General features: G+C 37.4%; 26 protein-coding genes. 1 reads left to right on the top strand and 25 read right to left on the bottom strand.

Translation table 11 applies throughout. From position 1 onward, the window contains the following. Positions 1-90: 90 nt before the first annotated feature. From recN to FEZ13_RS02620, 22 genes are all read right to left on the bottom strand, one after another. On the bottom strand, positions 91-1,788 hold the full coding sequence (recN, locus tag FEZ13_RS02720; protein WP_146551359.1) for a DNA repair protein RecN: 1,698 nt from the start codon (positions 1,786-1,788) through the stop codon (positions 91-93). Between the two features lie 27 nt (positions 1,789-1,815). Beyond that, positions 1,816-2,265: a transcriptional regulator AhrC/ArgR gene (ahrC, locus tag FEZ13_RS02715; RefSeq protein ID WP_146551358.1), complete on the bottom strand. Its 450-nt coding sequence runs from the start codon at positions 2,263-2,265 to the stop codon at positions 1,816-1,818. Positions 2,266-2,367: 102 nt separating this feature from the next. Further along, positions 2,368-3,189: a TlyA family RNA methyltransferase gene (locus FEZ13_RS02710; RefSeq protein WP_146551357.1), complete on the bottom strand. Its 822-nt coding sequence runs from the start codon at positions 3,187-3,189 to the stop codon at positions 2,368-2,370. Continuing rightward, a complete protein-coding gene (gene dxs, locus FEZ13_RS02705; protein ID WP_146551356.1) occupies positions 3,189-5,096 on the bottom strand; it encodes a 1-deoxy-D-xylulose-5-phosphate synthase in 1,908 nt (635 codons plus the stop codon). Before dxs ends, FEZ13_RS02710 begins: the two co-directional genes overlap by 1 nt. Before the next feature lie 91 nt (positions 5,097-5,187). Next, on the bottom strand, positions 5,188-6,072 hold the full coding sequence (locus FEZ13_RS02700) for a polyprenyl synthetase family protein (protein ID WP_146551355.1): 885 nt from the start codon (positions 6,070-6,072) through the stop codon (positions 5,188-5,190). Beyond that, on the bottom strand, positions 6,069-6,311 hold the full coding sequence (locus FEZ13_RS02695; protein ID WP_146548356.1) for an exodeoxyribonuclease VII small subunit: 243 nt from the start codon (positions 6,309-6,311) through the stop codon (positions 6,069-6,071). The genes FEZ13_RS02700 and FEZ13_RS02695 overlap by 4 nt, the downstream gene beginning before the upstream one ends. Before the next feature lie 209 nt (positions 6,312-6,520). Next, a complete protein-coding gene (xseA, locus tag FEZ13_RS02690; RefSeq protein WP_146551354.1) occupies positions 6,521-7,879 on the bottom strand; it encodes an exodeoxyribonuclease VII large subunit in 1,359 nt (452 codons plus the stop codon). A 191-nt stretch (positions 7,880-8,070) separates the two neighbouring features. Continuing rightward, entirely contained in the window at positions 8,071-8,922 is an 852-nt protein-coding gene (folD, locus tag FEZ13_RS02685) for a bifunctional methylenetetrahydrofolate dehydrogenase/methenyltetrahydrofolate cyclohydrolase FolD (RefSeq protein WP_146548353.1), read from the bottom strand. A 36-nt stretch (positions 8,923-8,958) separates the two neighbouring features. Further along, positions 8,959-9,333 carry a transcription antitermination factor NusB gene (gene nusB / locus FEZ13_RS02680; protein ID WP_146548352.1) on the bottom strand — a complete coding sequence of 125 codons (375 nt, stop codon included), beginning with the start codon at positions 9,331-9,333 and terminating at the stop codon, positions 8,959-8,961. A gap of 509 nt (positions 9,334-9,842) precedes the next feature. Further along, positions 9,843-10,250 carry an Asp23/Gls24 family envelope stress response protein gene (locus FEZ13_RS02675; RefSeq protein WP_146548351.1) on the bottom strand — a complete coding sequence of 136 codons (408 nt, stop codon included), beginning with the start codon at positions 10,248-10,250 and terminating at the stop codon, positions 9,843-9,845. A 21-nt stretch (positions 10,251-10,271) separates the two neighbouring features. Then, positions 10,272-11,627 (bottom strand): acetyl-CoA carboxylase biotin carboxylase subunit, encoded by a 1,356-nt coding sequence (gene accC / locus FEZ13_RS02670; RefSeq protein ID WP_146551353.1) that lies wholly within the window; start codon positions 11,625-11,627, stop codon positions 10,272-10,274. Between the two features lie 16 nt (positions 11,628-11,643). Next, positions 11,644-12,147, bottom strand: a complete 504-nt coding sequence (gene accB / locus FEZ13_RS02665; RefSeq protein ID WP_146551352.1) for an acetyl-CoA carboxylase biotin carboxyl carrier protein — start codon at positions 12,145-12,147, stop codon at positions 11,644-11,646. A 115-nt stretch (positions 12,148-12,262) separates the two neighbouring features. Then, positions 12,263-12,811, bottom strand: coding sequence for a SpoIIIAH-like family protein (locus FEZ13_RS02660; RefSeq protein ID WP_146548348.1), 549 nt, complete (start codon positions 12,809-12,811; stop codon positions 12,263-12,265). Beyond that, positions 12,808-13,056 carry a hypothetical protein gene (locus tag FEZ13_RS02655; protein ID WP_146548347.1) on the bottom strand — a complete coding sequence of 83 codons (249 nt, stop codon included), beginning with the start codon at positions 13,054-13,056 and terminating at the stop codon, positions 12,808-12,810. Before FEZ13_RS02655 ends, FEZ13_RS02660 begins: the two co-directional genes overlap by 4 nt. Before the next feature lie 264 nt (positions 13,057-13,320). Further along, on the bottom strand, positions 13,321-13,467 hold the full coding sequence (locus tag FEZ13_RS19280) for a hypothetical protein (protein WP_186725735.1): 147 nt from the start codon (positions 13,465-13,467) through the stop codon (positions 13,321-13,323). Beyond that, entirely contained in the window at positions 13,467-14,387 is a 921-nt protein-coding gene (locus FEZ13_RS02650; RefSeq protein WP_146551351.1) for a stage III sporulation protein AE, read from the bottom strand. The genes FEZ13_RS19280 and FEZ13_RS02650 overlap by 1 nt, the downstream gene beginning before the upstream one ends. Before the next feature lie 6 nt (positions 14,388-14,393). Next, a complete protein-coding gene (locus tag FEZ13_RS19760) occupies positions 14,394-14,714 on the bottom strand; it encodes a hypothetical protein (protein WP_146548345.1) in 321 nt (106 codons plus the stop codon). A gap of 54 nt (positions 14,715-14,768) precedes the next feature. Continuing rightward, positions 14,769-14,993 (bottom strand): SpoIIIAC/SpoIIIAD family protein, encoded by a 225-nt coding sequence (locus FEZ13_RS02640; protein WP_146548344.1) that lies wholly within the window; start codon positions 14,991-14,993, stop codon positions 14,769-14,771. Between the two features lie 470 nt (positions 14,994-15,463). Then, positions 15,464-16,021 (bottom strand): elongation factor P, encoded by a 558-nt coding sequence (efp, locus tag FEZ13_RS02635; RefSeq protein ID WP_146551350.1) that lies wholly within the window; start codon positions 16,019-16,021, stop codon positions 15,464-15,466. A 24-nt stretch (positions 16,022-16,045) separates the two neighbouring features. Further along, on the bottom strand, positions 16,046-17,107 hold the full coding sequence (locus FEZ13_RS02630; protein WP_146551349.1) for a M24 family metallopeptidase: 1,062 nt from the start codon (positions 17,105-17,107) through the stop codon (positions 16,046-16,048). A gap of 6 nt (positions 17,108-17,113) precedes the next feature. Next, complete coding sequence (gene aroQ, locus FEZ13_RS02625; protein ID WP_146551348.1) at positions 17,114-17,554, bottom strand: type II 3-dehydroquinate dehydratase; 441 nt, start codon at positions 17,552-17,554, stop codon at positions 17,114-17,116. Between the two features lie 53 nt (positions 17,555-17,607). Continuing rightward, on the bottom strand, positions 17,608-17,925 hold the full coding sequence (locus tag FEZ13_RS02620) for a hypothetical protein (protein ID WP_146551347.1): 318 nt from the start codon (positions 17,923-17,925) through the stop codon (positions 17,608-17,610). Positions 17,926-18,378: 453 nt separating this feature from the next. On the opposite strand from FEZ13_RS02620, the gene FEZ13_RS02615 reads away from it, so the two are divergent. Further along, positions 18,379-19,275: a DUF1385 domain-containing protein gene (locus FEZ13_RS02615; protein ID WP_146552729.1), complete on the top strand. Its 897-nt coding sequence runs from the start codon at positions 18,379-18,381 to the stop codon at positions 19,273-19,275. Positions 19,276-19,293: 18 nt separating this feature from the next. On the opposite strand, the gene FEZ13_RS02610 is transcribed toward FEZ13_RS02615, so the two are convergent. The 3 genes from FEZ13_RS02610 to FEZ13_RS02600 are packed head-to-tail and all read right to left on the bottom strand — an operon-like array spanning position 19,294 to position 22,914. After that, positions 19,294-19,641 carry a hypothetical protein gene (locus tag FEZ13_RS02610; RefSeq protein WP_146551346.1) on the bottom strand — a complete coding sequence of 116 codons (348 nt, stop codon included), beginning with the start codon at positions 19,639-19,641 and terminating at the stop codon, positions 19,294-19,296. A 57-nt stretch (positions 19,642-19,698) separates the two neighbouring features. Beyond that, the gene (locus tag FEZ13_RS02605) at positions 19,699-20,289 is read right to left on the bottom strand and encodes an HAD-IA family hydrolase (RefSeq protein WP_146551345.1); all 591 of its coding nucleotides are present in this window, start codon (positions 20,287-20,289) and stop codon (positions 19,699-19,701) included. Positions 20,290-20,349: 60 nt separating this feature from the next. Next, positions 20,350-22,914 (bottom strand): vitamin B12-dependent ribonucleotide reductase, encoded by a 2,565-nt coding sequence (locus FEZ13_RS02600; protein WP_146551344.1) that lies wholly within the window; start codon positions 22,912-22,914, stop codon positions 20,350-20,352. Positions 22,915-22,940: the final 26 nt, after the last annotated feature.

Genomic DNA, 22,940 nt, shown 5'->3' with positions numbered 1-22,940 from the left:
GTCTACCGTTTGAATGTATAAAAAAACATCTCACAAAATTTGCAAGATGTTTTAATTTTCCACCAAAAATTTTAAACAAGTGATACATACTTAAACTAAACATCTTTTTCGTTGTTCAGCAATTTCAATCAATTCTTTTGCATGTCTGAATGTCAATTCTGTGACTTCTGCTCCTGACATGATGCGACTGATCTCATCAATTCGATCATCGCCAAAAATTTCCGTTAATGACGTAAAGGTTCGATTGGTATCCTCTTGTTTTTGAATATGATAATGATGATCTGCCATTGCTGCAACTTGAGGTAAATGAGAAATACATAATACTTGTGAATGAACAGAAATGGCCGCGATCTTATCAGCAATTGCCTGCGCCACTCTGCCACTAACACCTGTATCCACCTCATCAAAAATAATAGAAGTAATGCCATTCGTCGTAGAGAAAATGGTTTTTAGTGCCAGCATAATTCTAGAGAGTTCCCCACCCGAAGCAATTTTCGTGAGAGGTTTAGGTGGTTCCCCAACATTCGTTGCAATATAAAAGATAATTTTATCTACTCCATCATGATCGAATTGACCTTCAGGCAATGTTTCAAAATGAACACTAAATTTCGCTTTTTCCATATATAATTCCCGTAACTGTTGCATAATAGCATTAGACAATTGATTGCCAACTTTTTTGCGAACAGCTGTCAATTTTGAAGCTGTTGACTGAAGTTTTTTTCGAAGTTCAATGAGCTGTTGTTCATTTTTTTGAATATTTTCATCTCTATTAAATAAGGATTCCAATTCTTCGCCGATTTTTGCACGATACGCTAAAATTTCTTTTAAAGTGGATCCATATTTTCTTTTCATCGATTGAATAAGGGCCAAACGATGCTCTACTTCGTTCAAACGTTCTGGATCAAATTCTAAATCGTCCAAAATATTCTTTATCCCAAAGGCTGCCTCTTGAAGATTGTAAAAAGCATTTGAAACGGCTTCTGAATATTCTTTAAAGGTCGTATCGATAGTTGCTACATCCTCTAACTCAGACATTGCACGTCCAATCCAGTCAAGCCCTTTCGACTCGCCTAAAATCGCTTCATGTGCCGTATTCGAGCATTCAAATATTTTGTTGAAATTCATGAGCCGACGACGTTCTTCTGTCAAATCCTCTTCTTCATCTTCACGGAATTGGCATGCATCAATTTCTTTCATCTGAAATTGATAAAGATCTATTTTTTGAGCCACTTGCTGTTCATTCACAGAAATAGCAGCCAATTCTTTTTTTAGCGTATTATAATCGTTGAATTGCTTGAAATACTTTTCTTGAACGGCTTCTATTTGTTCTCCTGCAAATTGGTCTAATAAATGAATGTGTTGCCGATCATCCATCAATTCTTGGGTTTCATGTTGTCCATGTATATCGATCAATGTCGCACCGATTTCGCGTAATAGAGACAATGGTACCAGTTTTCCATTTACACGACATACACTTTTACCATTGTCATTTAGATCACGGCGCAAGATAATTAGATCTTCCTCGATTTCAATCCCGGCATTTTCACACTTTTCATATGCCGGATGATTTTCAGAGGTCAATGTAAAAAGGCCCTCTAATTCCGCTTTCTTTGCACCATGTCGAACAAACTCTTGGGAACCACGTCCACCAGCTAAAAGCTGAACAGCATCAATAATAATGGATTTACCTGCACCTGTTTCTCCAGTTAAGACGGTTAATCCATCTTGGAAAGCTACGGTTAGCTCTTCTATAATCGCGAAATTTTTAATGGATAGCTCTTTTAACATAACTAGCTCACCTCGCTTAAGCTCTCATTATAGCATTTCAAGTAAACGATTTTTAATCTTTTCACGCTCTGATTCTTCTCGGCAAATGATTAGAATCGTGTCATCGCCACAAATGGTTCCAAGAATTTCTTCCCAATCCAAATGATCTAATAATGATCCAATAGCATGTGCGTTTCCTGGCAATGTTTTCATCACAAGCATATGGCTAGTCCCATCTATGGATACAAAGGCGTCAGCTAATACACGATGTAATTTTTGGATTGGATTAAAACGTTGATCTGCTGGTAAGCTATATTTATATCTTCCATCTTGGAGTGGCACTTTAATAAGATGCAGCTCTTTTATATCACGGGAAATCGTTGCTTGTGTAACGTGATAACCTGCATCTTTTAACATATCGACCAAGTCATCTTGTGTTTCGATCTCATTATTAGCAATCATATCGCGGATTCTAATATGTCGTTGGCTTTTATTCAATTGCTTTCACCTCTTTGTATATTTATGCCCATTTGTTTATAACGTATCATTTTTTCTTTATTTTAACAAGAAAAAACACGATCCGACAAAGCACGGATCGCGTTATTCCAACTGTTGATGTGCTTCTTTTACTAATGAAGCGAAATCTGTGTAAGACTTGATTTCTTCTCCTGCTCTTGGGTTATAAAGGTGAAATAAAAACTCAATATTCCCTTCGCCACCTGTAATAGGTGAATACGATGCATCTTTAACGATAAAACCGATGGATTCAGAGAATGTCGCAATTTTTTCCAATACTTCTAAGTGAGTTTTTGCCTCGCGGACTACTCCTTTTTTCCCTACTTTTTCTTTTCCCGCCTCAAACTGTGGCTTCACTAATGCAACCACATCTCCGCCGGGTAAAAGAAGAGTTTTCAGAACAGGTAATATTAATTCTAAAGATATGAAGGATACATCGATCGTCGCAAAATCAGGTAATCCTTCTACTAAATCGGGTGCTGTCACATATCGAAAATTAGTCTTTTCCATCACAGTTACTCGCTCATCAGAACGTATTTTCCAAGCTAACTGATTGGAGCCGACATCAAGTGCATAACAATGTTTTGCACCATTTTGCAATGCACAATCCGTAAAACCGCCCGTTGAGGAACCGATATCTAGCATTAGCTTTCCTGTGACATCTACATCGAATACTTTCAACGCTTTTTCTAGTTTTAAACCACCGCGGCTTACATAGGGTAGCTGATGTCCTTTAATGGTCAATTCACTATCAACAGGGATTTTCTCCCCTGCCTTATCAATACGGACTTCCTTTGAGAATACTTGCCCCGCCATAATCGTACGCTTCGCTTTTTCTCTCGTCTCGCATAAGCCACGCTGAACAAGTAATACATCCACGCGTTCTTTTGGAATCTTTGTTGTCATTATGCTTTTAAACCTGCTTGTTTTTTAGATTTTTTGGCAATTAATCTTTCGATGCGATTGACGGCTTCTTCATCCGTAATATGCAAATCACGAAGCAATAAATCCACACTGCCATGTTCCACAAAGATATCTGGAATGCCCATTCGAGCAATCCTATCGGTTGAATAGCCATGGTCATTTGCGAATTCTAACACAGCACTCCCAAATCCACCTTCAAGCATTGCTTCTTCAATGGTTAAGATTGGCTTTCCACTTTGCATTAGTCGATGCAGCATTTTTTCATCCATAGGTTTGATAAAACGTGCATTGATAATCTCTGTTTGGATGCCCTTTGCTGATAAAATATTGGCAGCATTTTTTGCTAAAGGAATGGTTGTTCCAAATGTAACAATCGCCGCATCGACTCCCTCTTGCAGCACTTCCCATGTGCCGATTGGAATATCATGTAGTTCCTTATCCATCGGTACACCTAAGCCATTTCCACGGGGATAACGCAGTGCGATCGGACCATCCTCATAATCTAATGCTGTTTTGACCATATGTTGGCCTTCATTTTCATCTTTTGGCATCATAATGACGATATTCGGCATATGACGTAAAAAAGCAATATCAAATACCCCTTGATGTGTTTCACCATCCGCACCGACAAGTCCGGCACGATCAATACCGATGAATACATTTAAATTTTGTCGACAAATATCATGCAACATTTGATCATAGGCACGCTGTAAAAATGTAGAATAAATCGCTAAAAAAGGTTTTATTCCCGAAGCAGCCATTCCTGCAGCCATTGTTGCCGCATGTTGTTCTGCAATCCCAACATCATAAAAACGATTGGGGAACTCTTTTGCAAATCCCTCCAATTTGGAACCTACAGGCATTGCTGGTGTGATAGCCACAACACGATCATCTTCACGCGCGATCCGAGTAACCGTATCTGCAATCAATTTAGACCATCCAGGTGCTGATGTTGTTGATTTCACAAAGTCGCCAGTTTCAATTTTATACGGACCTGTTCCATGCCATGTACCAATGGTATCGTTTTCAGCTGGCAAGTAGCCCTTCCCTTTTTTCGTTACAACATGGATGATAACAGGCCCTTGAATTTTTTTAGCGTTTTGTAAAGTTTCCTCCAGCATCTCAAAATTATGACCGTCAATCGGACCGAGATAAGTGAAACCCAATTCTTCAAAGAAGATACCGGATACGAGTAAATATTTTAGGCTATCCTTAACACGTTCAGCTGTAGCAGCCAATTTGCCACCTACTGCTGGTATTTTCTTGAGCAACATTTCTAAATCGTCTTTTACTCTATTATATGGACTTGCAGTACGAAGACGACCTAGAATATTATGGACAGCCCCAACATTTGGCGCGATGGACATTTCGTTATCATTTAAAATCACGATCATATTCGTTTTTTCGTGTCCAATATGATTCAGTGCTTCAAGAGCCATACCACCTGTTAAAGCACCATCGCCGATGATTGGAACGATATAATGATGTTCACCTTTTACATCACGTGCTGCAGCCATTCCCATAGCCGCAGAAAGAGATGTTGAACTGTGTCCTGTTTCCCAAACATCATGTTCGCTTTCAATACGTTTTGGAAAACCGGACAATCCCTTGTATTGGCGAAGTGTATCAAACTCAGATGCACGACCTGTTAAAATTTTATGAACGTAGGCTTGATGCCCCACGTCAAATAAAAGCTTATCTTTTGGACTATTAAAAGCACGATGCAGTGCGATTGTCAGCTCAACAACTCCTAGATTGGGTCCAATATGGCCACCCGTGTTTGAGCATTTTTCGATTAAAAATTTGCGAATATCATAGCTCAAATCACGAAGTTGTTTTGTATTTAATTCTTTTAAGAAGGATGGACTAGATATATTATTCAAATCCATCGCCATCACACACCTTTTCATTATAGATTCATCGCGCATTGTTTTTATCATTATAGCAGTGATAAACAATTGCACAAAATTAAAAGAGTTGCTATTTGTTGCGAAGAACAATATATTCGGCAAATTCTTTTAATAACTTACTTTCAGATGGCAATTTTTCTAATGCTTTAATAGCTAATTCATAGTGTACATGAAGTTTTTCTTTGGCTCCATCTAGTGTAAGAAGTGCTGGGTAAGTACTTTTATCACTTGCAACATCTTTACCCGCTGTTTTTCCTAATTGCTCTGTAGTACCAACTATATCCAAAATATCATCTTGGATTTGGAAGCATAGACCAATATGATGTGCGTATTCGACTAAAATAGCCTTTTCTTCATCAGAAGCACCCGCCAAAATAGCGCCAGATTCAATACTGAATCGAAGTATCGCCCCTGTTTTATGGACATGTACTTCTTCTAATTCTTCTAATGTCAGCTTTTTCGTTTCGCCTTCGATATCGAGAATCTGTCCTCCTACCATTCCTTCAGCACCTGCTGCTACACTAAGCTTATCTATAAGTTCTAAACGTTTTCCAGCATCAACTTGTTCCATACGCGCTAAAATACCAAACGCAATCGTATTTAACGCATCTCCTGCTAGTGTGGCAAAAGCATCCCCATACACTTTATGATTGGTTAGTTTGCCACGGCGATAGTCGTCATTGTCCATACTTGGTAGATCATCATGAATCAATGAATAGGTATGAATCATTTCAATGACAGCACCTACAGTATAAGCTGCATCATCTTTGACATTGAAATGGTCCATAACAGCTAATACAAATAATGGACGAACTCGTTTACCACCTGCATTTAATGAGTAGAGCATTGCTTCTTTTAATATTTCTGGTGCTGTAATTTCTTTAACAAGATCATTGATACGTTTTTCAATAACTGGAATATTGGCATTCATGAAAGACTTTAATGGTTGCGTCATTTCCCTTTTCCCTCTTCTCCTGTTGGTTCAAACGGTTGTTCATTTCCGTTTTCATCCATAACGGAAACAAGTTGTTCTTCAGCTTTTGTCAATTGTTCATGACAGAACTGAGATAATTTCATTCCTTTTTTGTATAATTCAATGGCATCTTCTAATGGTACATCGCCTTGTTCAAGCTGTTGCACAATTTCTTCAAGATCATTGATCGATGTTGCAAAAGTTTGCTTTTTAGTCGTCATCTATTACTCCCCCTTATATCCCTCATTAACGGGCAGTATTATTCCCACCTCAAAATTCAGCGAAAGTAAAAAAGTTAGGAGGGAGATCAACTACCAATGCGCCCGATTGTTTCGAGCCAACAAGATGTTAGTCACTCAAGTATTGCCACAAGAATTGGCTCTTTTCACTTAAATTCCTCTATTTCAGTAAGGATGAAAAACCCCACTGATTAAAGTTTCATTTTATCTTCCACTGTAATCGATGTAACGGTTGCTGTTGCTTTCCCATCTTGGAGATGGAACTCCACTTCATCATGTTCCTTCACTTCTTGAATCGATTTGATAACTTTCCCATTATGGTAAGTAAGGCTATAGCCTCGTGTCATAATGGCTAAAGGATTCAGTGCTTCCAATGTTCGAATAACAGAATGAAATTCATCGTTTCTTCGATTGAGTTGTTGCAGCACTGCTTTTTTTAAGGATTTTTCGTTATTTTCTACTCTTGTTTTTTCATAACGAAGTTGTTGCAATGGGGAGCGAAGCTGCAAACGATGGTCCATTTGAGTCATCAAAAGTTTTTGATGCTTTAGATAATCTAAAATACTTTGATGTAATCGTTCATCCATCCTCGATATTTTTTCTATAAAAGGTCGATATAGTCGATCAGGATAAGCGAGTGGATAGGATTTTTGTAAGCGCTCTAATTTTGCTTTTTCCTGTTTGATCCGGGCTTGTGCCAATTGGAATAATTGAGCTTTTCTAGTGAGCAAGTACTTGGCTAACTCTTCGCTACTTGGCACAGCACGTTTAGCTGCTGCTGTTGGTGTAGCCGCTCTTACATCAGCTACTAAGTCAGAAATGGTTGTATCCGTTTCATGACCTACCCCGCTTATAACAGGAACTACGCTATTAAATATAGCTCTCGCTACAATCTCCTCATTAAATGCCCATAAATCTTCAATAGAGCCACCACCACGCGCGACGATTAGTGTATCGATTTCAGGCGTACGATTTGCCTGTTCGATCGCTTTTACAATACTTTTTGCCGCATGCTCCCCCTGGACAAGAGCAGGAAAAATAATGATATCTGTTAGTTTATAATTTTGTTTGATCGTGGTGCAAATATCTCGTATAGCTGCACCTGTTGTAGCAGTTACCACTGCAACCTTTCTAGGAAATGCTGGAATTGGTTTCTTATACTGATCCGAAAAAAGACCTTCTTTTTGAAGTTTTTCTTTTAACTGTTCGAACGCTAAATATAAGCTACCGAGTCCATCTGGTTCCATTACCTGTGCATACAGTTGATATTGCCCTCCACCCTCATAAACATTGACATCACCTTTGATCAGTACCTTCATTCCACTTTCAGGTTTGAATTTGAGTTGCCTAGCATATGATGCAAACATAACAGCTTTTATCTGTGTTTTCTCGTCTTTCAAGGTGAAATAAATATGACCTGAGCCTATATGATGTTTTACATTTGAAAGTTCCCCTTTTACATATACATTTCTTAAGTAGGGATCTACATCAAATTTCTTTTTAATATATTTTGTCAATGCTTGAACGGTTAAATAAGGTGTGCTTGTCAAAATCTCAGACTCCTTATCTATACGCCTTTTAGCGTTTGATATATAGCGGTTACTATACGCCTGGACAAAACTTATCCATGTTTACTACTATTCAGCTTCCAATCGAGCCACTCTATCATTTAATAAGGCTGTCTTTCGCTAGAAAAACAGCCCTTGACGTTACTATTTTACCTGCTTTGTAACCATTTGTCTTATGATAGCTTGTTTTTAGCAGATTGCAATGTATTAAATAACAACATAGTAATAGTCATTGGACCTACACCGCCAGGAACAGGGGTGATGGCTGATACTTTATCGATGACTGCATCGAAGTCTACATCTCCACATAGTTTACCATTTTCGTCTCTGTCCATACCGACATCAATAACAACTGCTCCATCTTTCACATGATCAGCCCCGATCATTTTTGCACGACCTGTAGCTACCACTAGAATATCAGCTTGTTTTGTAATCGCTTTTAAATCAGGAGTTTTAGAATGGCAATATGTAACTGTTGCATCTTTTTGCAGTAAAAGTTGTCCCATAGGAACGCCGACGATATGACTACGGCCCACTACGACAGCATGTTTACCTGCAATATCAACATTCGTATATTCTAACAGTTTCATAACGCCAAATGGTGTACAAGGTAAAAACGTAGGTTGTCCTAATAACATTTTACCCACACTGATAGGATGGAAGCCATCGACATCTTTCTCTGGAGAAATCGTAGCAATCACTTTTTGTTCATCGATATGTTTTGGAAGTGGCAATTGAACTAAGATGCCATCGATTGCCGGGTTTGCGTTTAGTTGCTCAATTTGTTGTAACAATGTTTCTTCTGTAACATCTGCGGAAAGCTTAATGAGCTCTGAATAGATCCCCATTTTTTCACATGATTTCTGTTTGTTGGAAACATACGTACGTGAAGCAGGATCGTCACCTACTAAAATAACTGCTAGACCTGGAGTAATACCTTGTTCTTTTAAAGCATTCACTTCTTGTTGAATGGATTGTCGAATTGTATTGCCAATTTCTTTACCGTTAATCAGTTTTCCTAACATCTTGTTAACACTCCCAAATTCAGCTTTTTTCGATTGTTATGCAAATTTTGATAATACACCATTGACAAATTTACTTGATTTGTCATCACCAAATGTTTTACTTAGTTCAATGGCTTCGTTAAGAACAACACTTTTTGGTGTTTCAAGTGTATACATCAATTCATAAGCCGCTAAGCGCAAAATTGTACGTTCAATTTTCGCTATACGGTCGAATGACCAATTTTCTAATTTTTCTGCTAATGCAGCATCGATTTCTGATTGATGTTGAACCGTACCAGATACCAGTTTTTCATAAAATTCATCCGTTTGTTCTTCCATCACGTGTTCCATTGCTTCTTGAATGGTTAACTCTGTATTTTCTAGTTGAAAAAGTGTTTGTAATGCTTTCTCACGCGCTTCTCGTCGCTTCATCTTAATTTGTTCTCCTTTATTCTACTACATTGGGACATCGCGAAATGCTAAATGTTGAAAAATAGCAAAAATCATCACAAAAGGTCCATTATGCGAAGTGTTTCAATTGTTCACAAGTATTTTTATTCTAACACAAAATAGCCCGGACCGCATGAATTGTTATAAGTTTTGAAAAGTCAGAAAAAATGTTCTCTAATAACTTGACATTCCTAACATACAAAGCCATCCAGCAACACTTCTTATGCTGTATGATGTCTTAATAGTTTCTATCCACAACATTGCTTCCATCAGTGGGGGTTTTCTTCATCCCCCACTGATGGTTAGCTGAACCAATCGGGCGCATGCGACAGTTGATCCCCCTATCTTTCTTGCCTCTCTCTAAACCTTGAGATGGATGTCTTACTGCTCGTTAACACGGGATAAAACCATTTCTCAGCAACACAAAATCAACAAACAAAAAAATGCCTTAAAAGCTATTTTACCCACTTTTAAGACATCTTTTTCAATCATTATTCAGCTTTTGCGTCGTTCAATTGGTCAAATTGAATACCCGTAATATGTACATTCACTTCTTTTGTTGCGTGTGATGTCATATTAGCGATCGCTTCTCGGATTTGAATTTGAACTTGTTTTGCTACTTTCGCTACAGATACTCCATATTGCACAAAGCAATAGACATCCACAATCAAGCCTTCTTCTGTCCACTCCGTTTTGATCCCTTTACCATGAACTTTTTTACCGAATTTTTCTACGACACCAGTGGCAAAATTACCTCTTGTTTTAGAGACACCTTCCACTTCTGTCGTGGCAATTCCCGCAATAACTTCAATGACTTCAGGTGCAACCTCAATCTTACCCAATTCATCCTTGCCAGTAGGTGTGTTTTGCGGTAGAGATTGTACGACTTTATCAGCCATAGAGTTCGCCCCTTTCTCCTACTATGAATTCATAATGTCATTTTCTTCAAGGAATTTTGTATTGAATTTTCCTGATTTAAAGACCTCATTATCCATTAGTTTTTCGTGGAAAGGAATTGTTGTATGGATTCCTGGTCCTTCAACAATAAATTCACCTAAGGCACGTTTCATTTTAGCAATTGCTTCTGCGCGAGTATCAGCATGTACAATTAGTTTTGCGACCATTGAATCATAGTATGGTGGAATTGCATAGCCTGGATACATTGCTGAATCAATACGTACACCATTGCCGCCAGGAGCTAAGTAGTTTTCAACCTTCCCTGGTGATGGCATGAAGTTTTTAGATGGATTTTCTGCGTTGATACGACATTCGATCGCCCAACCATTCACTTTCACATCTTCTTGTTTATACTCTAATTTCTCACCGGATGCAATCTTCAACTGTTCACGAACTAAATCAATACCTGTAATTGCTTCAGTTACTGGGTGTTCTACTTGGATACGTGTATTCATTTCCATGAAGTAGAATTTATCTTCTTTATAGTCATAGATAAATTCAACAGTACCTGCACCACGATAGTGACAAGCTTTTGCTGCTTTTACGGCTGCCTCACCCATTTCTGCACGTCGTTCTTCAGATAGTGCTGGAGATGGAGCTTCTTCTACTAATTTTTGCATACGACGTTGAACTGTACAGTCACGTTCACCTAAGTGAATGGTATTGCCATAGCTATCTGCTAACACTTGAATTTCACAGTGACGGAAATCTTCAATAAATTTCTCTAAATATACCCCTGGGTTTCCGAAGGCTGCAGCTGCTTCTTTTTGAGTAATTTGAACACCTTTGATCAAATCTTCTTCATCACGTGCAACACGAATTCCTTTACCGCCGCCTCCAGCAGTAGCTTTGATAATAACTGGATAACCGATTTCTTTCGCTACTTCAACAGCTTCATGTTCATCTGCTACTAGACCTTTTGAACCCGGAACAGTTGGAACATCCGCTGCAATCATCGTTTCTTTTGCGATATCTTTGATACCCATGATTTTAATCGCGTCTGAAGTTGGTCCGATAAATGTAATACCTGCATCCTCACAAGCTTCTGCGAAACTAGCGTTTTCTGCAAGGAAACCATATCCTGGATGAATACCATCACAGCCTGTTTTTTCAGCTACTGTAAGGATTCGATCAATTTTCAAGTAGCTATCACTAGAAAACTTAGAACCGATACAATAGGCTTCATCTGCAAGTTGAACATGAAGTGCATCACTATCTGCTTCTGAATATACAGCTACAGATTGAATATCCAATTCTTTACATGCGCGAATAATACGTACCGCGATTTCACCACGATTTGCGATTAATACTTTTTTCATGTGGAAAGCCTCCCCCTTAGTCTTCTTTTACTAGGAATAGAGGTTGACCGTATTCCACTAATTCGCCGTCATTTACAAGAATTTCAACGATTTCACCTTTTACTTCTGCTTCGATTTCATTGAATAATTTCATGGCTTCAACGATACAAACGACTGTTTCTTCGCCCACTTTATCGCCTGTTTGAACGAATGCTGGAGATTCAGGATTTGGCGCTTTGTAGAAAGTACCAACCATTGGTGAAACGATTTTGTGTAGTGATGCATCATTTGCAACTTCAGCTTTTGGTGCTGCTGGTTTTTCTGCAACTGGTGCTGCTGGTGCTTTTGGAGTTTCAACAACTGGTGCTGCCGGTGCTGGTGTAACCGCTTTAATAACTTGCGCTGGTGCATCAGTAACGACTGTAGTAGCACCATTTTTTTTAAGTTTCACTTTTGTATCATCTGCTTCAAAAACGAATTCATCGATTGAAGAAGAATCTACTAGTTTGATAATTTCGCGAATTTCTTGAATTTTCAACATATATTGCTCCCCTAACTTTTGTGTAATATAATACATTTTTTATTTTATCGCGTTTATTACAATTTTTAAACACTTATTTAAAAATAAACATTATTCAAGAAAATTCGCACAAATATTAGTTAATTGTTTCAGATTGAAAATCTACTACAACTTTTCCAGAACCACTTATTTCTTTCTTTACCATATAAATGATCTCATTTGCTTTTGTTTTTGATAATTCATTTGCCTGTACTGTAACACGTATTTGATCGTCATCAGCTTTTACAAACGCATCTGGATAACCTAAAGTTTCGATTAACATTTCCAGCATAGCTTCATTTGATTCATTTTTTGTAATAGCATCAATTTGATTGAAAGCCTCATTTTTTTCTTCTGCTGTATATTGAGCTGATGCAATCTTCTGTGTGAGTGTTTCTTTTAATTGACTACGTTCGTTTTGCAGTTCCATACGCATTTCTTCAAACAGATGGCTCTCTGATGTTACAGGTGTCGTTTTTCCAGTTTTGCTTGCAAGATCACTAATTTTCGTATCTTTTAGTGCATTATCACTAAAAATGGCTAGTCCGTTGAACGGTGTCACAGGATTAGATAGATAATATACCGAAATAACCGCAGCTAAACTTAGTAATGTCAAAAACCATACCGCTTTCTTTTTTACTTTCATGTTGAATCCTCCTTTTTTTCCATTGGTCGCACAATAATACGATGGGTGGGTATTTCCAGCACACTTGATAATACGGTAACAAGATCATTTTTTACCGTTATGGAATCAGCTCCTTCTGCTACGACTAAAACGCCCGTCACCTTCTGTTTGCTTTTATCGTTTTGTTGCCAACTAAAATATTGACTTAGTGACGAATCATCCGTTTTAGTTTCCGTTGTTGGCTGATCATAATAAAAATAAATCATGACCTTTCCAACGCCTTCAATTGAACTAAGAGTTGATGTTAGTTGCTGATACTGCTCGAGATCGTTCGTAGAAGTATTGACATCATCTTTCGCTCCTTTTGAAAGACTCCAAAAACCGCTAACTACAAGTAATACGATAATGATGCCGGCAATGAGAAATTGTGTTTTTTTGATATTTGGTGCTTTTCCAAGGACATCTCCTCCTTCAATACATTAACAACTAGTTCATCTTATGAATGTATCAAACCCAATATGCAAAATTAGTTATAAAAAGAAATAGTTAATACAATAGAGTGCCACGAACATTTTAAAGAGAGTAGTAGATTCTTCTTCATAATCTTGCGGAATGATTAAAAGTAATATTTTCACAATCACACTGTAGACCAACAAACCAAATAAGAAATCTCTCACTACGCTCCTCCCCTCCCAATCTGCATTTGGATCATAAGTAACACCATCATAATGGTGAAGAAGTAAGCGAAAGCGATCAAAAATGAAACAGCACATAATATAAAAAGTGTTTTACTAATATCCTCAATAAGGCCATTCACCTTACTATCTGTAAAGGGCTCTAGCACAGCAGACATAAATCGATAGCTAAAACCTAAGATTAAAATATTTAATGTTGGTAAGATGGTTACTCCCCAAACACTTATCAATAACCCCGTACTTGTTGTAACAATAGCCGTCGAAGAATACGTTTTAAATGTATTCAATGACTCAGTGACCAACGAGCCGATAATCGGAATGTTCTGTTGGATAAGCCTCTTTATCGGTTCAGATAAATCATTGCTATAAGAACCGACGATCACCCCGTTTGCAGCTAGCAACATGGCATACACAACAACAGAGGCAGAAACAATGCTTAAAACAGACATCCGTAAAAAATCGGACATTTTGGCAAAAGACAACTCGGGGATCATTCTCGTGATAAAATCGAATACTAGTGTAGCGATTAACATGGGAATCAGGAATTTTGAAACCACTACTAAAATCGTTTGCAAAAACAACAAAAAAACGGGACTAATCGCTAAAACAGAAAATAGTCCCGAACCAAGAAGCAGCGATGAAGTTAATAGTGGCGATAATACTACATAGATATGCATGAGCTGATCTGTTATACTTTGCATCTTCTCGAATGCAGCGAATACTGGACGAATAGTCACCATGATGACGACAATCAAAAAGAAGAACCTTGTCCACTCTTTCATAGATGGTATCAACCAATTGATACAAAGAAATAAAAACCCATATAGAAAAAAAGAACGTAATGCAAAAATTTGTTCTTTAAATGGTTCCAAAAAAAATGTAGTCAGTTGTTCGATTTTCACAACCTCCTATGGTACTAATAGCTTTTCCCATTGTTTTAAAAGTTCTCCTAGCTTGTCCAACCAAAGTGTAATGATCCATATTTTAATCGCCAGATGGCTTATTAAAGCGATACTTCCATAATCATTATCTTCTAGTACCTGTGAAACAATAATGGAACATAAATAAAGCAGAGAACTTCCTAGAATTAAGGGTAAATAAGGTAGATCAAATAAATAGAAGGTCCTAAGCCTCTGAAAAAAAGGGATGACAACTTGCATCATCAAATAACTGCATAATATGAAAAAAAATACAATGGCTAATAATCGATGTAATGCTGGAGATACCATTTGTATTCCTACCAAAAGCAAAAGTGATAGCAATATAAAAAATAGAAACACCATCTATGACGTCATCAGCCATTGGAAAAAAGATATAATCTCATCAAAGAAGAGACGCATAAATCTTAATAATTCTATGGTTATATAGAGATAAGCAACGAAATTTAAGAAAAAAGAAAATTCCTTTTTCCCTGTTTGTTCAAAGAAAATATGCAATAATCCTAAAACAAGTCCAATTCCTGCGATACGTAGCAAATCTTGAAGTTCCGAAGCCGCCCCTCCTCTCACTTCAATCTATGTACAGTATTAAAAAATATGCAAAAAAGAAAGAGATGGAATTATAGATATTAACGAAGTAAATTTATAATGCTTGAAATAGATTTGTACTTTCCAGAAGGGATGATTTGGAGATTTTTTATTCATATTTTATTCATATGATGGAGGGAATTTCATCATGCAAAATTTATAAAAAAAGACAGATGTGTTGATTATCTAATTTAATCCATAAATCTAGAGCTGTTCCAAAAGTAAAAAAACTGCCATTCAACGTCAAATTGAATGGCAGGTTTTCGATGTATATCAATATGTGTATTCACTGAACCAATCTAGCTTTTATAGGCAGTTGATCTTTAATTATCCTCTGCTCGGTAGCGGGATATTGGGATGGAAATCTTACTCCCTACCTATTCATGAGTGATAAAGTGAAGCTTCCATCAGTGGGGTCTTACTCCTCGTTAAAGCGGGATAAAGAGATTTCATTAGGCACGTGAAACGTATGAACCATCAGATGTGTTAATCACTAATTTGTCACCTTGGTTAACGAAGAATGGTACGTTGACAACTAAACCTGTTTCAAGAGTCGCTGGTTTAGAGCCCCCGGTAGCCGTATCACCTTTAATACCTGGTTCTGTTTCAGTCACTTCTAATTCAACTGTATTTGGAAGATCGATACCCAAGATTTCACCTTCATACATCATGATGAATACTTCCATGTTTTCCAATAAGAATTGTAGCTCATATTCTAATTGTTCTTTAGAAAGTTCAATTTGTTCATAAGTTTCCATATCCATGAATGCATATTGATCACCTGATGCATACAGATATTGCATTTTACGGGTATCGATTTGTGCTTTTTCAACTTTTTCACCAGCACGGAAAGTTTTTTCTGTTACGTTGCCATTACGTAAATTACGTAATTTTGAACGTACGAAAGCAGCACCTTTACCTGGCTTTACATGTTGGAACTCGATAACACGAAATAAGTTACCGTCAACAAGGATTGTTAAACCTGTTTTAAAATCGTTTACTGAAATCATTTCTAAATATCCTCCAATATTAAATTATAAGATCATTAATTCTTTTGGGGCATGAGTTAATTTTTCATTGCCAGTCGCTGTAATAAGCGTATCATCTTCAATACGTACGCCACCAATACCTGGTAGATAGATTCCTGGTTCACAAGTTACGACCATTCCCGGTTCTAATACTACACTTGAGCGCATTGATAATGCAGGACCTTCATGTACTTCTAAACCAATGCCATGACCTGTTGAATGACCAAATGCATCTCCATAGCCATGTTTCTTAATATAATCACGTGCAACTGCATCTGCTTCAATGCCTGTCATACCAGGTTTTAATTTTTCAAGTCCTAGTAATTGCGCATCTAAAACAATTTGATAAATCTCTTTTAGTTTAGCAGTAGGTTCACCGACAGCAACTGTACGGGTTGTATCAGAGATATAGCCATTGTATAAAGCACCATAGTCCAAAGTGACTAAATCACCTTTTTCAATTATTTTATCAGTTGCAACGCCATGTGGCAATGCTGAGCGCAGACCTGAGGCAACAATGGTGTCAAAGGAAGAAGAAGTTGCACCAAGTTTTCTCATGAAGAATTCCATCTCATTGGAAACTTCAAGTTCCGTTTTTCCTGGTTGGATAAACTGAATAATATGTTCAAAAGTGGCATCCACAATGTCACATGCGACCTTAATAATTTTAATCTCTTCTGGAGTCTTTATCAAGCGAATATTTTCAATGATGCCAGAAACACCCACTAGCTCTGCGGAAATTAGTTTAGAATAAATTTCAAACATGCTATAGCTTACTGTATCTTTCTCAAAACCTAGTGTTTTTATGCCCATCAATTTAACTTGATTTGCGATTTCCTCCATAATGGTCCTTTTGTTTTCAACAATCCGATAACCTTTCACTTGCTGTCTGGCTTGTTCTGTATAGCGAAAATCTGTGATAAACACAGCATCATTTTGTGAAACAATCGCTACACCCGTCGTTCCAGTAAATCCTGTCATGTAACGACGATTATAGTCATTAGTGATCAATAAAGCGTCTAGATTTTGCGCTTGAAGTGCTTCGCGTAATTTTTCTAATTTTTCCATAGTGATCTATTCCCCTCTCCTTGTTTCTAAAAACATTCGTAACGCAGCTTGATAGCCAAATGTACCAAGTCCTGTTATCTGTCCTACACAAACGGGTGCAAGATAAGAGTGATGTCTAAATTCCTCGCGCTTATGTACATTAGAGATATGGATTTCAACTACTGGCACTTCAACACCTGCAATTGCATCTCTTAGTGCTACACTGGTGTGAGTGAATGCGCCTGGATTAAAGACAATTCCATCCACACCTGTATCCTCAGCTTCATAAATCCAATCAATGAGCTGACCCTCATAGTTCGATTGCTTGCATTCAATCTCAGCATCAAACTGAGCTGCAAGTTTTTCTAGCTGTGATTCGATATCCTGTAATGTCTCAGAACCATAAATAGTCGGTTCTCTTTTACCTAGGCGATTCAAATTAGGTCCGTTTAAGATTAAATACTTCATCCAATAAATCCCCCTCATCTTCCATTCCATAATATTCTTATTTTAGCACATTCCTAAATAGAATTGGGCAACTTATTTCGAGCATCTAAACTTCTAACTTTTGCATGATAGACAGCTGTTTCTAATATCCAAAGAAGATGAATGGCAATAATGACCGCTAAAGGTATAGAAAATTTGTGGATATAGGGTGTTTTTTGTATAGACCATTCAATCAGCCACACAATAGCAACACTTAAAAAAATAGCTACAAAATCTATTCGAATTTTTTTTAGCCATTCTCCTAAAGCAAATAATAAGGTAAAGATTACAATCACCGCGATCCAAAGCATAAACCATTTGACAAGTGGCTCAGAATCCTCAAATACGTGCATCTTTTTCGTCCACCCTATTGGAGAATATTTTATAAATGAAAACACTTTTAAAAGTTTTAATGAAATCAGGAATGTTATAGAACTACACAAAACTGTCCAAAAATACACTTGTAATCTCAAATCGTCCCCCTCCTTCGTCAAAAGGATAGACAAATTCCAATAATAATATGCTTTTCCTAGAGCTTTCTATGATTTTTTAGTACAATTAAAACAGTTTTACCCTGCATTAACTGGCAGTAATAATCCTTCCCACCGACGCAAGGAACAAGCAGAGGATAAATGGAAGGCTAACCGCCTGTAAAAGTCTGATGGTTCAACTAACACACAATGCGTATAAAGAAAAATCCCACTGTGTGAAGTTTCATTTTATTATATTTAAAGAGAGCGGTGTCAATCGTGAAAAACCAACCTAATCTTCCTATATATGGAGGACAAGCTTTGGTTGAAGGTGTCATGATGGGGAGCAAAGAACATACAATATCAGCCATTCGTCGAAATGACCATTCAATCGAATACTTTTACGTAGCAAGGAAAAAAAATCCTAAACTTCGAAAGCTAAAAAAAATTCCCTTTGTGCGAGGGATTATTGCACTAATAGAGTCGGCAGCAAACGGCTCCCAGCATTTACAATTTGCTAGTGAGAGATATGGTGTCAATCCTGGCGAAGAAAATACAGAAAAAAAAGAAGAAGGTTCAAAATTAGAAATGTGGCTCGGTGTTGCTGCGATCGGTGTGTTGTCCTTTATTTTTGGTAAATTTATTTTTACGCTAATACCTGTCTTTTTAGCACAGCTTTTTCACACTTGGTTTCCCGGTAAAACGGCACAAATCTTAATAGAAAGTGGTTTTAAGCTGCTTCTTTTACTAGGCTATATTTATTTTGTATCATTAACACCTCTTATTAAACGTGTATTCCAATATCACGGTTCTGAGCATAAGGTGATTAACTGTTTTGAAAATGGACTTCCATTGACTGTCGAAAATGTGCAAGCACAATCTCGATTGCATTACCGCTGTGGCAGTAGCTTTATATTATTCACTGTCATTGTTGGAATGTTCATCTATTTCCTAGTACCGACAGATCCATTTTGGCTACGAATTGTGAATCGTATTTTGTTAATCCCTGTTGTGCTTGGTGCTGCTTTTGAAGTCTTACAGGCAACAAATGCATGCCGCAATATCCCTGTTTTACGATTTTTAGGATATCCAGGATTATGGCTACAATTATTAACAACAAAAGAGCCGAAAGACGATCAAGTAGAGGTTGCAATCGCCTCATTCAATAAATTATTAGAAATTGAAAAAGATCCCTCTAAAATCCCTGTACAAAAAGAAATGCAAGGCGCCTAATTAGCGCCTTGCATTTTTCTATTTTTGACGATTTCTCCATTTGCGAATAGCTTTTGCTCCAAAAAATCCAGCAATCCAAAATACTAAATAATAGATAGAATATACCCATGCCGAACTATTTAAAAATGTTATAATCACTATCACAAAAGCAATATACGATACAAGTAGTGCGATAAAAGGATTCATATGATTCATAGCACACGATATCCCTTGTACTAAGAAGGTTAACGGAAAAATAATGATGAGTCCCAATATAAAGAAAGATTTATTGACATCACCTTCACCGAAAAGACCAAACATTGCTAATACAGATAATGTTAACATTGTAAAAGCTGGAAATATCAAACCAGCAATTTTATTGTACACGTTATTCAACTCCTTGCAGTTCTTTTTATTTTAACATGAAAAGAATTTCAAGAAGTATTAATAGAGAGAACTTTGTGCTTTTATAAATCGGTCCCACGCATTATGGAATTGGGCATACGATTGAATGCTGAAATCTGCCAATGAGCATTGCCCTTGAAACATACATGTGGCTACGCCAATCTTTTTTGCGGGAATTAGGTCTAATTCGCGATCTCCAATCGCTAGTGTTAAATGATATTTTTGATGCAGATATTGATAAGAGGCTGAATCCGGTTTTCTTGGAAAGCCATCCTCAGGTGTCACAATTTCAGTAAAGTATTGAGCAAGATCATAGTTTTCTAACACTCTTTCAACTGTTGCTCTATCTTTATGCGTCATCACCACATTGAGATCTGCTTGTTTTAACACCTCTTCGATATATGGAAATGGTGGTAATTGCGCCATATCAAGCTCATGATTTTTCTCCATAAAAGCATTGATTTCTTGCTTTGTTAGTTGAAAATATTCAAATGCATGCGAAAATGATATTTTTAAATGTTGTAATACCTCATGACCACTTTCTCCTTTTTTAGTTGTTTCATAAAAAAGCTTTGCATAAGCCGGATATGAATTACAAATTGTGCCATCAAAGTCCCATAATATGTTCATTGAACGATCTCCCATTTAAAAAAATCCAAGCATGTTGCACATACTTGGATTTTTTCTATTTTATAAACCACATTTTAATTGGGCACCGCAATTTGTGCAAGTGTTACAGCCACCTAATTCTTCTACTGTTCCTTTACGACATACAGGACATGTATTCCCTACTTCTGACCCAATTGTTACATCTGTAGAGCGTAAATCTTGGATGGTATCTACAAGAACAACTGGTCGCGGTTCAATCACCTTTTCTTCTTGCAATATTTCATCCATATGATTTTCTTCTGCTTTTAAAGTTAAAACTTGAGAATCACGACTACCATCAACGTAAACCGTACCGCCTTTTGCACCACCGTTATAAAGACGTTCATATACTTTTTGAACCTGTTCTACACTATAGCCGCGTGGTGCGTTGACCGTTTTAGATATGGAGCTATCAACCCAGCGTTGAATAATGCATTGCACATCTGCATGTGCTTCAGGAGCTAATTCCATCGCAGTGACAAACCATTTTGGTAAGTTATTTTCATCTGCTTCTGGATGCGTTTTTAAAAACTCCTGCACAATATCTGCTTTTACTTCGATAAATTTACCTAAACGACCACTACGATAGTAAGTGAAAGAGAAGTATGGTTCTAGACCTGTTGATACGCCTACCATTGTCCCTGTGGAACCAGTAGGTGCAACTGTCAATAAATGAGAATTACGAATACCATTTTCGAGTACTGCTTGACGAACATGTTCTGGCATTTTCTTCATATAGCCTGTTTCTGTGAAACGTTCACGAAGTGCCTTTGTTTCTTCATCTGTTTTCCCTACTAAAAATGGGAAACTGCCCCGTTCCTTCGCTAATTCTATAGAAGTTTCATAAGCTGTGATTGCGATTGTCTTAAAGATTTCATCTACTAAAATATTGCCTTCTTTAGAGCCATATTCTTTTTCACAGTAGATAAGTAAATCTGCAAGTCCCATTACCCCAAGTCCTACACGACGTTCGCCCAATGCTTGTACACGATTTTCTTCAAGGAAGTATGGTGTTGCATCAATTACATTATCTTGCATACGGACGCCTACACGTACTGTTTCTTTTAATGCATCAAAATCAACTGTTTTTGTATCTTTTTGTGCAAATTGTGCCAAGTTCACTGCAGCTAAATTACATACTGAGTACGGTGCCAATGGTTGTTCCCCACAAGGATTTGTTGCAACTACTTTTTGACCATAGCTTTTCGCATTCGTCATTTCGTTGGCATTATCGATAAAGAAAATACCCGGTTCTGCTGAGTATGTTGCACAGATATTGATCAAGTTCCAAAGTTCCCGTGCTTTGATCGTACGATAAACACGAACAGCATGCCCCATTGCTTCCCATTCGCGAACATCACCACATTTATGCCATTTTTCATTATAGATGGCCATTTCTTGCTCATTGTAGGATTCGACAGCTGGGAAACGCAAATCGAATTCCTCGTCCTTTTCAACAGCTTCCATGAATTCATTTGTTAATGTGACAGAAATGTTAGCACCCGTTAAGAATTCTGGATTGTTGACTGTATACGTACCACCATCTCGTAACTTTGTTTCTGCGTCCTTGAAAATCGCTTCATTGAATCCGCCAAAACCAGGGATAGTTTTATAATTGATGATCCCCTGATACATTGCCTTTTCTTGCTCTGTTAAAGGTGTAAATTTCAGTTTTTCTTTTGCTAATCGACTGATTTCTTCATCCTTTGTATTTTCGATTAAAAATCGTAAAATACGTGGATTTTGCATTTTAGAAATGATAAATTCAAAAATATCAGGATGAGTACAAGAGAGCATAATCATTTGTGCACCACGACGTGATCCACCTTGTTCAACAAGATGTGTCAATTTCGCTATATCATCCAGCCATGATACGGAACCAGAAGATTTACCATTTACACCTCTTGCCAATGTGTTACGTGGTCTTAATGTTGAACCGTTTGTACCAACACCACCTCCACGACTCATGATCTCCATGACTTGTTTACGGTGGTCACTTATTCCCTCACGAGAATCAGCTACAAATGGCATGACATAGCAGTTAAAATATGTAACATCTGTACCTGATCCTGCTCCATATATGACACGTCCAGCTGGGATGAAGTTTAGATTGACAAGCTGACGGTAAAATTTTTGATACCATTCTTTACGTTTTGCTTCCGTCTTTTCGACAGATGCTAAGCCCTTTGCATTACGTTTTGCTATTTGTTCGTAAAAAACTTCAAGAGGCTTTTCAATAACGTCTAGTGGGCGAGTGACAATTCCCGTTGATTGTTCTTGCGGATCATCAATTGCACCGCGATAATCATCTTCTATTAATATTTTGGCTCTTTTATTAGTGTCATCAATTGAAACGATATAGCCAAGCCCACGAGCAGGGAACTTAGGATCTGCTTTCACTGTTAAAACAACAAAATCCCCTACTTTTAACGTCTTCTTTTTAGTATCTTTAAAAGAATAACGGTCAATCATCACAAGTCGAGAAACGCCTTTATGTGTTAAATGCATGTCCTCTGTGATTGGATGAACTTGAGGAAATTGTTGAATATCTTTGTTTAATTGTTCAATGTTAATTGTCTGATTATGATGCTGCGATGCAAGTACCATACCATCCGCCTCCCCTATTTATATAG

The sequence above is a fragment of the Rummeliibacillus sp. SL167 genome (genome assembly GCF_007896505.1).
Taxonomy (GTDB): domain Bacteria; phylum Bacillota; class Bacilli; order Bacillales_A; family Planococcaceae; genus Rummeliibacillus; species Rummeliibacillus suwonensis.
This window is presented reverse-complemented; position numbering and strand designations above follow the sequence as displayed.

Bases quoted from the DNA above. Each gene is read 5' to 3' on its own strand.
- recN (WP_146551359.1), bottom strand. From the start codon at position 1,788: ATGTTAAAAGAGCTATCCATTAAAAATTTCGCGATTATAGAAGAGCTA.
- FEZ13_RS02710 (WP_146551357.1), bottom strand. From the start codon at position 3,189: ATGACAACAAAGATTCCAAAAGAACGCGTGGATGTATTACTTGTTCAG.
- dxs (WP_146551356.1), bottom strand. From the start codon at position 5,096: ATGGATTTGAATAATATATCTAGTCCATCCTTCTTAAAAGAATTAAAT.
- FEZ13_RS02700 (WP_146551355.1), bottom strand. From the start codon at position 6,072: ATGACGCAACCATTAAAGTCTTTCATGAATGCCAATATTCCAGTTATT.
- FEZ13_RS02695 (WP_146548356.1), bottom strand. From the start codon at position 6,311: ATGACGACTAAAAAGCAAACTTTTGCAACATCGATCAATGATCTTGAA.
- folD (WP_146548353.1), bottom strand. From the start codon at position 8,922: ATGTTAGGAAAACTGATTAACGGTAAAGAAATTGGCAATACAATTCGA.
- nusB (WP_146548352.1), bottom strand. From the start codon at position 9,333: ATGAAGCGACGAGAAGCGCGTGAGAAAGCATTACAAACACTTTTTCAA.
- FEZ13_RS02675 (WP_146548351.1), bottom strand. From the start codon at position 10,250: ATGGCTGATAAAGTCGTACAATCTCTACCGCAAAACACACCTACTGGC.
- accC (WP_146551353.1), bottom strand. From the start codon at position 11,627: ATGAAAAAAGTATTAATCGCAAATCGTGGTGAAATCGCGGTACGTATT.
- accB (WP_146551352.1), bottom strand. From the start codon at position 12,147: ATGTTGAAAATTCAAGAAATTCGCGAAATTATCAAACTAGTAGATTCT.
- FEZ13_RS02660 (WP_146548348.1), bottom strand. From the start codon at position 12,811: ATGAAAGTAAAAAAGAAAGCGGTATGGTTTTTGACATTACTAAGTTTA.
- FEZ13_RS02655 (WP_146548347.1), bottom strand. From the start codon at position 13,056: ATGATTTATTTTTATTATGATCAGCCAACAACGGAAACTAAAACGGAT.
- FEZ13_RS19760 (WP_146548345.1), bottom strand. From the start codon at position 14,714: ATGGTATCTCCAGCATTACATCGATTATTAGCCATTGTATTTTTTTTC.
- efp (WP_146551350.1), bottom strand. From the start codon at position 16,021: ATGATTTCAGTAAACGATTTTAAAACAGGTTTAACAATCCTTGTTGAC.
- FEZ13_RS02630 (WP_146551349.1), bottom strand. From the start codon at position 17,107: ATGGAAAAATTAGAAAAATTACGCGAAGCACTTCAAGCGCAAAATCTA.
- aroQ (WP_146551348.1), bottom strand. From the start codon at position 17,554: ATGAAGTATTTAATCTTAAACGGACCTAATTTGAATCGCCTAGGTAAA.
- FEZ13_RS02620 (WP_146551347.1), bottom strand. From the start codon at position 17,925: ATGCACGTATTTGAGGATTCTGAGCCACTTGTCAAATGGTTTATGCTT.
- FEZ13_RS02615 (WP_146552729.1), top strand. From the start codon at position 18,379: ATGATGGGGAGCAAAGAACATACAATATCAGCCATTCGTCGAAATGAC.
- FEZ13_RS02605 (WP_146551345.1), bottom strand. From the start codon at position 20,289: ATGAACATATTATGGGACTTTGATGGCACAATTTGTAATTCATATCCG.
- FEZ13_RS02600 (WP_146551344.1), bottom strand. From the start codon at position 22,914: ATGGTACTTGCATCGCAGCATCATAATCAGACAATTAACATTGAACAA.